At 67.8% G+C, this 9602-nt stretch carries 7 protein-coding genes; 2 read left to right on the top strand and 5 right to left on the bottom strand.

What is annotated here, in order from left to right:
* Together AWC19_RS31120 and AWC19_RS05510 are read left to right on the top strand one after the other, a co-directional pair.
* A partial coding sequence (locus AWC19_RS31120) for a LuxR C-terminal-related transcriptional regulator (protein ID WP_085077075.1) occupies window positions 1–2292 on the top strand: 2292 nt, incomplete at its 5' end.
* Between the two features lie 594 nt (window positions 2293–2886).
* On the top strand, window positions 2887–3540 hold the full coding sequence (locus tag AWC19_RS05510; RefSeq protein WP_142281011.1) for a hypothetical protein: 654 nt from the start codon (window positions 2887–2889) through the stop codon (window positions 3538–3540).
* A 95-nt stretch (window positions 3541–3635) separates the two neighbouring features.
* Here AWC19_RS05510 and AWC19_RS05505 read toward each other — a convergent pair whose 3' ends face one another.
* The 5 genes from AWC19_RS05505 to AWC19_RS05485 are packed head-to-tail and all read right to left on the bottom strand — an operon-like array spanning window position 3636 to window position 9576.
* Window positions 3636–4823 (bottom strand): acyl-CoA dehydrogenase family protein, encoded by a 1188-nt coding sequence (locus AWC19_RS05505; protein ID WP_085077062.1) that lies wholly within the window; start codon window positions 4821–4823, stop codon window positions 3636–3638.
* Between the two features lie 14 nt (window positions 4824–4837).
* Window positions 4838–5896 carry an acyl-CoA dehydrogenase family protein gene (locus AWC19_RS05500; protein ID WP_085077061.1) on the bottom strand — a complete coding sequence of 353 codons (1059 nt, stop codon included), beginning with the start codon at window positions 5894–5896 and terminating at the stop codon, window positions 4838–4840.
* Window positions 5897–5898: 2 nt separating this feature from the next.
* On the bottom strand, window positions 5899–6729 hold the full coding sequence (locus AWC19_RS05495; protein ID WP_085077060.1) for an amidohydrolase family protein: 831 nt from the start codon (window positions 6727–6729) through the stop codon (window positions 5899–5901).
* A complete protein-coding gene (locus AWC19_RS05490) occupies window positions 6726–8351 on the bottom strand; it encodes an acyl-CoA synthetase (protein WP_085077059.1) in 1626 nt (541 codons plus the stop codon). Before AWC19_RS05490 ends, AWC19_RS05495 begins: the two co-directional genes overlap by 4 nt.
* Window positions 8352–8373: 22 nt before the next feature.
* Window positions 8374–9576, bottom strand: coding sequence for an amidohydrolase family protein (locus tag AWC19_RS05485; RefSeq protein WP_085077074.1), 1203 nt, complete (start codon window positions 9574–9576; stop codon window positions 8374–8376).
* Window positions 9577–9602: the final 26 nt, after the last annotated feature.

Here is a 9602-nt window from a genome sequence, read left to right as displayed (position 1 = left end):
CAACAGCACACCCGCGACCACACAGGTGGGGCCACTTTCGACCGCCCACCCGGGGCCAAATCAGGCTGTCACAGCCACACGGGCCAGGCGGCGCCCGACGCGGTGAGCACGCTGTGGAAGGACGGTGTGCTGCGGCGGCTGGAACTGCAGCCGCTGTCGCGGCCGGAATCCGAGGAGCTGCTTCATTCAGTTCTGGGCACTCTGAGCCCCGAGTGCGCCGAGCGGATGTGGAAGCTGACCCGCGGGAACGTGTTGTACCTGCGTCACCTCGTGGAGCAGGAACGCGCGGCCGCCCGCCTGGTATGCCAGGACGGTCAGTGGCGCTGGCAGCCCGGATCGTCGGTGTCGCCGACCCTCGTCGAACTCGTCGAACTGCACGTCGGCGCGGTGCCCGAGGAGGTGCGCGACGTGATCGACCTGGTGGCCGTCGCCGAACCCCTCGATCGATCCTGTCTGGCCTCGCTGGTCAGCCCCCAATCGGTAGAGGCCGCGGAGGAGCGCGGGCTGATCAGGGTGTCCTCGAGCGCCGATACCGTTTATGTGGGCCATCCGTTATATGGCGAAGCCCGGCTCAACCAATGCGGCCCGCTGCGGCTGCGCCGGCTGCGTGGCGAAATCGCAACCGCCATGGCCCACATCGAACAGTCCTCGCGGGTGGATCCTCTTCGGCTCGGGCTCCTTTGGCTGGAATCTGACCTGCCGCCCAATCCTGAGGTGTTGTCGCGCGCCGCCAATACCGCGCGGTCGCGCCTGGATTTAGCGCTGGCCGAGCGATTCGCGCGCGCCGCCGTTGAAGCGAAAGCGGGCCCGCAGACCAAACTGCTGCTGGCCTACGTGTTGTTCATGCGCGAACAAGGAACCGAGACAGAACAAGTCCTCGACACCATCGACGACCACCATCTGCCCGCAAGCGGATTCATCAACCCCGCGATCCTGCGCGCGGCCAACTCGTTGTGGGTGCTGCGACGCCCAGAACGAGCCTGGGAGGTCATCGATGGCGCGCTCGCCCGCAGCGAGACCGCCCATAACGAGCACCTGCGCACGTTTCGCGCCGTGCAGCTGGTCCTGGGGGGCAGACCCGCCGAGGCCGTTGAGGCGATGGCCGGGGTCGACGACGGGCGCCTCGATCCTTTCGGCCGGATTCTGGGCCTGTGTGCTCAGACCATCGCTCTGGGCGACCTCGGGCGGCCAAAACAGGCCGCCGAAAGAGCCGCCGCCGGCTATGCGGTGGTCGGCCAATCACCCCAGGACAGCTACCAGGGCACCGGGTTGGCCGAATTCCACGCCTGGGCGCTACTGGCCGCCGGCTATATCGAAGAAGCCGTCGCCGTCGCCGAGGCCCGCCACCGGCTCTGCGCTGAACTGCCGGGAATGGTTGCCTCGATGGCCACCGCCGTGGTGGGCATGACCGCACTGGGCAAGGGCGACCTGGCGACCGCGCTGCGATGTCTCGGCTCGGCCGGCGCAAGCATCGGCAGCTACGGCGAAATCAGTGGCATCTTTTATCGATTCAAAATTCTCTACGTCGAGGCGCTGGCCCGCGGCGGGCAGATCGATGCTGCGGTCGCGGCGTTGGACGCCACCCGCGAGAGCCGCCATCCGGCCTACGCCTACGTCGAGTCCGGCTACCTGCTGGCGTCAGCGTGGGTGGCGGCGGTACGCGGGAGGGTCGGCGAGGCACGTCAGATTGCCGCTCGGGCAGCAGAATTCGCCCGCAGCCACGGCCAGCTGGCGCGTGAAGTGATGTGCCTGCAAACCGCGGCCCAGTTCGGCGACACCGCCGTCGCGGTGGCAGACCGCCTGGCCGAATTGGCGCAGCAGGTTGAAGGCCCGCGGGCGGCGGTTGCGGCTCGCTACGCGCGCGCCTTGGCCGACAGCGACCCCACGGGCCTCGAAGCGGCGTCGCGGGATTTCGAAGCGATGGGCGACATGCTGGCCGGCGCCGATGCCGCGGCCCAAGCCGCCGCGAGCTATCGTCAGGCCGGCCTGCGTGGCAGCGCACTGTCGGCGAGCGCCCGCGCCCGCCAACTCGCCGCGCTCTGCGCAGGTGCCACCAGTCCGGCGCTGGCCGCGGCCAAGGTCACACTCCCACTGACCGGACGTGAGCGGGAGATCGCCCTGCTGGTAGTGCAAGGACTGTCCAACCGCGAAATTGCCGAGGCGATGTCGCTGTCGGTGCGCACCGTCGAAGGCCACATCTATCGGGCCAGCGTCAAGGCCGGTGTCGCTACGAGGGCCGAATTGGCATCTGTGATAACGCAACTCAACCAGCCGACCGCCACGCCGCCGTAACGTACGGGCCGGACCGATCGCCAACACCGCTGTCCGAACCCGAGCACTGGCCCGCGGCCGAACCGGGCATGTGGGTAGCGGGTCACGCACGGCTGCGTAGTCGGTGGCCGGCCGCGGGTCAATTGCAGGTAGTGCCACACGGGCGCCGGCGCTGGCCGTCGGGCCGAAGATGACAACCAACGCACCGGCTGTCAGGGCAGCCGGTGCGACACGACCAGGACGCTGACCGAACGACCGAGACCGGCCGACCCGTTGGGTATTCACGTGGACAATTCGACGCCATCCGGGAGTGACTTTCATATCGGGCGCGCCACATGCGACGACTTCGGCCGCGAAGATTGCCAGCCTCGAGGACCTCGTTCGCCCGATCGTATCGCCGCCTAAAGGCGGGCGTCGACGTTGGCGCCGCCGACCCCAGGACCATCCGACCACCAGAAAGGAGCACCAGACCGGACACGGTGAGGCGTGTACTCGTGATGTCGCCGGCGACGCGACCTCGCTGCGTCGTCGAAGTTGGTCGATAAGGAGATTCCCATGCCGAATGGCTCGCGGCCTTTCCGCCAGCCGAATTTGCGTTCGTTCTGCGCTGGCGCGATGACAGCTGGTCTGGTTGTCACCAGCCCACCGGCCCATGCCGATACCACTCCGCCGCCGTCGCCACCGCCGGCGCCGGTCGTTGTGACCGGTGAGACCGTGCAGATCCAGGCGACGCCGGTGGCCCCACAGCCGCCCCCGAGCGCGCCGGGCCTTTCAAACCCGAACCCCGGCCCCACCAAGCCGGTCGAGGTCCAAAACTCCGCGCCGAAGGTGGAAACTGTCGCTGCCTACACCCTTCGGGACGTGCCGGGGACGTTTACGCATAAGGTCACGTTTCCCCCGATAAACCCCGTCGCCGAGCAACGGGTTCTGGCTGCTGATACGACGGGGAAGGCGGTGGCCCCGTCGCAGGTGCGTATCGCTTACCGCGACAAGAATCAGCAACTGTGGGTCTTCTTTCCCGAACCCGGCAAGCTCGAGCGGGTGGGAAGCTGGCCGGCGGTATACCCGGGGGTGCCGCCGCCCGGTCGGGCCATCCCCACACTGACCACGCTCTTCAACGGGGCCCCCGGCGGTGAGGAGTGGCTGGAGAAGGCACGCGTGATCGCGGTCGTCATCGCGGCCGCGGTGATCACCGGTGGCGCTGTGGCAGTGTTCGGCATCGTGCCCGCTCTGCAGGCCGTGGCGATGGCCGTGCCGCTGTCCTGGTGAATGCGTCACGGGCCGCGACTGCGCGCCGAACCGATGATCCATCGAGCGGGTAACTGGCTGCGACGCCGACGCGGGTCGCGTCATGACCGAACGCGTCAGGAGGTTTTCGGCGGTGAGTAATTGGGCTTGCCCAGCCCGAGCACATACTGGCCGATCATGTTGCGAAACACCTCCAGCGTGCCGCCGTAGATGCCCACCAGGGGGGCGAAACGGAAGGCGTACTCGGCGCTGCCGTCGTCGGCGGCGCCGTCGGTCCCGTGGGGCAAGGCAGAGGCCGCGCCGAGGATGTCCATCAGGTCCGGGGAGATGTCCCGCATCGTCTGCGCGATCGCGACGCGGCCGAAGATGCTCGGGGACGACAGCGCGGCTTCCAAACGGGCGGCGCTGCGGCCCAGGCGGTAGGCGACGGATTTGTCGTCGATCAACCGGCGACCGTCGGGGCCGTGCCTCGTCACGCACGCTGCAGCATTGTCGACCGCCTCGGCCAGGGATCCGGCCTGATGCATCATGATCGAGGTGTCCTGCAGCCCGTCGGGCGCCGCCGCGACCGCGCCATGCTCGACATTGAGCGGCTCGCGTAGCACGGTCCAGCCGGCGTTCACGTCGCCGAGCCGGTACTTGTCGTCGACGCGGACGTCGCTGTAGTAGACGATGTTGGTCCGGTCGCCGTCCACCGTGCGGATGCCCTGGATCTCGATGCCCGGCGAATCCAGCGGAACCAAAAACATCGTCAGGCTCTTGTGTTTCGGCGCCTCCGGCGCGGTATTCGTGATCAGAAACACGTATTGGCAGTTGTGCGCACCCGTAGTGAACATCTTGGAGCCGTTGATGATCCAGGCGTCACCGTCGCGCACCGCTCGGGTCTTGCAGGTGGCGACGTCCGAGCCGCCCTCGGGTTCGGTGTAGCCCAGGCACAAGCGCACCTCGCCGCTGAAAACCTTCGACAGCACCTCGTCGCGGATTTCCGGTGATCCGAACTTCGCCACCGAGCGCGCCACCATCGCGGTCGTCCCCCAGGTCACCCAGGGCACATGGGCCCTCCGCTTCTCCAGCTCCCAGATGCGCCGCCGGACCCGGCTGAACCCGCCCTCGGACTGCGGCTTCCACTCGGCCTCCAAATAGCCTGCGGCGCCGAACTTCAGATGCAGGCCCTCGTCGAAGTTGTCACCCGTCTCGCGGTCCCGGCGCCGGACCTCGTCGGTGACGTGGGTGCTCAAGAAATTCCGCGCCTCTTCGCGGAAGGCCTCGTCTTCCGCCGACAGCTCGACCCGGGAGAAGTCCATTTTTCGCTCCTGTCCTAAGCCGGCTGGGGTGCGCTTTCGCGGGCCGCGACGATCTCCGCGACCCGCAGGGCGGTGGCCCCGGGGTCGCCGGCGGCCAGCGGCCAGCCCCGGGCGCGCACCAGGTACGCGGTGGCCGCGGCTTCCGAGGACACCCCGAGGCCGCCCTGGATGTGCACCGCCATCGTCGCCGCCTTGGCGGCCTCCTCGGCCATGAAGACGAACGCCGACGGCGCCAAGTCGGGACGCTCATCGGGTTCGTTGTCCAAGAACCAGGCGGCCCGGCGGGCGAGGTTACGCCCGCCCTGAACGGTGATGGCCATGTTAGCCAGCGGGTGCGAGATGGCCTGCAGGGTCGAGATGGGCACGCCCAGCGTGTAGCGGGTCTTGGCGAACTCCGCGGCGATGGTCATTGTCTCCTCGACCAGACCGACCAGCGCGGCCGCGGTCAGGAGCCGCCATTCGTCCAGGGCCCGTTGGTAACTCACCACCGCGTCGGGTCCCTCGGCGACGACCGTGCGGGTGTCCGCCGCGGCCGGGTCCACCCAGGCCATCGGCAACCGGCCGAGGTTGTCGACCCTCGCCGGCCGGGTGCCGAAGGAGAGGCGCACGACCTGATCGCCGTCGCGGACGACGATGTGGTCGGCGATCGAGCCCGCCGGGATCAGCCGGACGCCCGGCGCGGCGTCGATGCGCGCGTCGATCGCGGCGAGCTGTTCACCATGGGCCACACCCGCGGTGTCGGCGCCCAGCGCCCCGAGGCGCCCCAGCAGCCGGGCGGCGCACACGTGGTCGATCCACGGGACGGGCGCCAGCGACCGGCCGATCTCCTCGGCCACCAGGGTGAGGTCGACGAGGGTCGCCCCGTCCCCGCCGCAGGACTCCGGCAGCGCCATGGTGGTCGCGCCCATGGCGCACAACCGCTCCCACAGGTTCTTGTCGAAGCCGGAAGGCTCTGCGGCGCGGACGGTTTCGATCGGGCAGTGGGTTTTGAAGAATTGCTTGTAGGCGTCCTGCAGCGCGACGTGGTCTTCGGAGAGGCTGTAGTCAAGCCTGCGCAGTTCGTAGCGGTCCATGATCAGCGTTCCTTCCCGAAGAAAAACTCCCGCGCGTTGTTGTGGAGGTAGTTGTCGAGGATCTCGGGCGGCAGGCCGAGGGCGCGTGCCTCCGGGATGACCCGGCGCATGCGCAGCACCGGCCAGTCCGATGCGTAGATCACCTTGTCGGGACCCCGCGTCCGCATGTAGTGCAGCAGGGCTTCCGGCAAGCGTTTGGGCGACCATGCCGACGTCATCAGGCGCAGGTTGGCGTATTTGAGCAGCAACCGGATCGCGACGTCCCACCACGGGTCGGCCCCGTGGATCATGCACAGCTTCAGCTCGGGAAACCGCACGCACACCCGGTCCAGGTGCATCGGATGCTGCACCTCCCCCGGTATCGGCGGTCCCGGAATACCGGTGTTGACGCACAGCGGGAGGTCGAGTTCGGCGCACTTGGCGTAGAGCGGGTAGTAGACGGCGTCGCTGGGCGGGTACTGCCCATCACCCCAAAAGCTAGGCCCGACAACCGCATAGACGACCGGGAGGTCACCAACGACGGCGGTCAGTTCGCGCAACGACCGGACCGGCCGCAGCAGGTTCACACCGCCCATGGCTAGCGCGAACCTTTCCGGCTTGGCCTCGACGAACTTGCGCGCGGTGGTGGACGGGTTGGCGATCGAGTCCATCAGGATCGCCTTTTGCACGCCCTGGGAATCCATCTCGTCGAGCAGCTCGGACAGGTCCACCGGCGCGAACATCGACTCCGGGCCCTTGAAGTAGTCGTCGCGGACCTTGAGCATCCAGCCGGGCTGGGAATCTGTCTCGCCGAAGTGCACGTTGACGAGGCAGTCGATCGCTTTGGCGGTCATGACGCTGAGACCTCTTGGTCGGCTTGTTCTCGGGCCCACCGATAGTTGGGCTTGCCGTTGCCGAGGCGTTCGATGTGCTCGACGAAGACGAAAGCCTTGGGCGCCTTGAAATGCGCCAGCCGTGAGGTGCACAGGGCGTACAGGGTCTGCTCGTTCGCGCGGGCCTCGGAGCCGGGGTGCGCGGCGATCAGCGCGACCACCTCTTGGTCCCAGCGCTCGCTGGGCCGCCCGACCACCAGGGCGTCGGCCACGCCGGGGTGCGCGCGCAGCACCTCTTCGACCTCCTCGACGAAGACCTTCTCCCCACCGGTGTTGACGACCAGCGAGTCGCGGCCGAAAAGGCGGATGGTGCCGTCCTTTTCGAGGGCGGCGCGGTCCCCGGGAATCACCACGCGCCGGCCGTCGATCTCGAGGAACGTCCGCTGGGTGGCCTCGGCGTCGTTGAAGTAACCCAGCGGGATGCGGCCCGTCCTGGCGGCCCAGCCGATTTCCCGCTCACCGGGCCGCAGGAAGCGGCGGCGGTCCTCGGAGACGACGGCGGCGCCGTCCCTGGGTTGGAACGTTTCGCTGGCGATCCCTTCGCGGCTGTGCCCGAACGCCATGTTGCCGCTTTCCGAAGACCCGTAACCCTCGATGATGGTGATGTGCGGCAGGCATTCCATCAGGGCGCGTTTGTATTTCGCGTTGGTGGCGGCCCCGCCCGTGCCGATGGCATTCAGCGAGGACATGTCGTAGTGATGCGCCCGCAGCTCGGCGACCAGCGGACCGGCGTAGGCGTCACCGACCATCGTCATCATGCCCACCCTCTCGCGCTCGGCGGTTTCCCACACCGACCGTACGTCGAGCTTGTGGCGGTCGTCGTAGAGCACCACCGGCAGGCCGGCGCACAGCGCCGCGAACGCCGTCCACATGCCGGCCGCGTGCATCAGCGGGGAAACCGCGAACCACGGCGGCCCGCCGCCGCGAACCTTGTCGTGAATCTCGGTGACGCTGTCGTGGTCGGCGCCCACCATCGACGACACGTACATGTCGCTCTGGCGCCACAGCACCCCTTTGGGGCGGCCCGTCGTCCCACCGGTGCACATCATGATCAGGTCGTCGGGCGACCCTAGCGGGTGGTAGCCGGGATCTCCGGCCGCCAACGCGTCATCCAACGAAATTGCGCCGGGCAATTCGGCTGCGCCGCTTGCATCCTCGATGCACACCAGCAGCTCGGCCCCGGCGGCGGCCAGCACGTCGGCGAACCGGGCGCCCAGGGCGCGGTGATAGATGATCCCCCGCGGCGCGACGTAGGCGAGCAGGTCGGCGATTTCGCGGGGCGCGTAGTGGTGATTGACGTTGACCGGAACGGTGCGCGCCTTCAGACACCCGATCACCATGTCGGGGTACAGGTCGTTGTACATGACGAGCGCGATCCGGTCCTGCCCGCATTCCCAGGGCCGCAGCGTCGCCCGCTCGGCATGCGCACCAAATCCCTTGCCGCTGAGGAAACTTGCCAGCCTGGTGGTCCTGGCCGCCGATTCGGCGAACGTGCTGCGGCGGTCTCCGCACACGGTCATCAGGCGATCGGGAACGGCGTCGGCGATCGCGTCGAGCACCGCCCCCACGGTCCATTCGCTCACCGGAGCAACCCGCTTCGAATAGTCAAGCGGCCGACCCGACCGTGACCCCGAGCAGATCTAAAGCGTTGTCCCGCATCACCTTTCGGATATCGGAGTCGCTGAATCCCTTGAGTTCGTCGGCGAACGACACCGGCGACTCCAGGCCTTCGCCGTGCGGCCAGTCGGAGCCGACCAGGATCTTGTCGATGCCGATGACCTCCGCCAGTTGCGGCAGATCGTCCTCGTAATAGGGCGCGATCCACACGTTGTTGCGCAACTGCTCCACCGGGTCCTCGGGGAAATGGCGAGGGTAGTTGTTGGCCACCTTTTTCAGTCGCTTGATCAGCCGATGCACGAAGTACGAACCGTTTTCGATGCTGACGGCCCTCAGCGTGGGATGCCGGGTGAACACGCCGTGCACGATCATCGACGCCATCGTGTCGTGGATGGCGCGGTCGTCGAGGAGAACCTGATCCAACGGATCCTTCTCGCCGAAGCCCTCGAAGGTCGCCTTGCCGCCCCACTGCGCGGCGATGTGTAGGTAGCCGCTGTCGCTGAGGTGGAATCCGACGGGCACGCCCGCCTCGGCCAGCCGTGCCCACACCGGGTCGTGACTGCGGTCTCCCAGCGACCTCGGCTTCACCACGCCGGGCACCGGCGCCGGCCGCACCAGCACCAGCTTGGCGCCGCGGGCCAGCACGAACTCGACCTCTTCGAGCGCCTTGCCCGGATCGGCCAGCGAGATGATCGGCGCGGCGATGATGCGGTGATCGGGCCGGTCGAAGCCCCAATCCTCGTCCAGCCACAGGTTGAACGCGTGCAGCGACGCCATCGTCGCCTCGATGTCTTTCTTGAGCGCCTCTTCGACGCCGCATGCGAAAGTCGGCAGCATGAACACGGTCTCGATGCCCTGGGTGTCCATCACCGCCACCCGCGCCTCGCGGTTCTGGTACTCGGGGTGGTCGGCGAGCCGCTCGACTTTCATCAACGACGCCGGATCGACACCTTCGGGGATCTCGCCGCGGAACAACAGATCGAGGCAGCCCGGCACGATGATCGGGTCGAACGTGGGGTTGGGGATGAAGTGGTTGACGCGGTCGCCGATCACCGCCCAGGTGCGCCTGCCGTCGCTGAGCATCTGCACGCCGCGGCGTTTGAACTTCTTGTCGAGGTGGCGGGTGAAGGCGTCCAGCGGCTCGTAGTAGTGGTTGTCGACGTCGATCGCCTTGTAACCCAGGTCGGTCATGGTCATCATCCTTTCCGTACCCGCCG

Source organism: Mycobacterium palustre (genome assembly GCF_002101785.1).
GTDB lineage: Bacteria > Actinomycetota > Actinomycetes > Mycobacteriales > Mycobacteriaceae > Mycobacterium > Mycobacterium palustre.
The sequence above is the reverse complement of the archived record's forward strand: the minus strand, read 5'-3'. Positions and strand labels throughout refer to the sequence as shown.

What these genes read in the sequence shown, in the direction of transcription:
- AWC19_RS05495 (WP_085077060.1), bottom strand. Translation starts at nt 6,729, where the DNA reads ATGACCGCCAAAGCGATCGACTGCCTCGTCAACGTGCACTTCGGCGAG.
- AWC19_RS05505 (WP_085077062.1), bottom strand. Translation starts at nt 4,823, where the DNA reads ATGGACTTCTCCCGGGTCGAGCTGTCGGCGGAAGACGAGGCCTTCCGC.
- AWC19_RS05485 (WP_085077074.1), bottom strand. Translation starts at nt 9,576, where the DNA reads ATGACCGACCTGGGTTACAAGGCGATCGACGTCGACAACCACTACTAC.
- AWC19_RS05500 (WP_085077061.1), bottom strand. Translation starts at nt 5,896, where the DNA reads ATGGACCGCTACGAACTGCGCAGGCTTGACTACAGCCTCTCCGAAGAC.
- AWC19_RS05510 (WP_142281011.1), top strand. Translation starts at nt 2,887, where the DNA reads ATGACAGCTGGTCTGGTTGTCACCAGCCCACCGGCCCATGCCGATACC.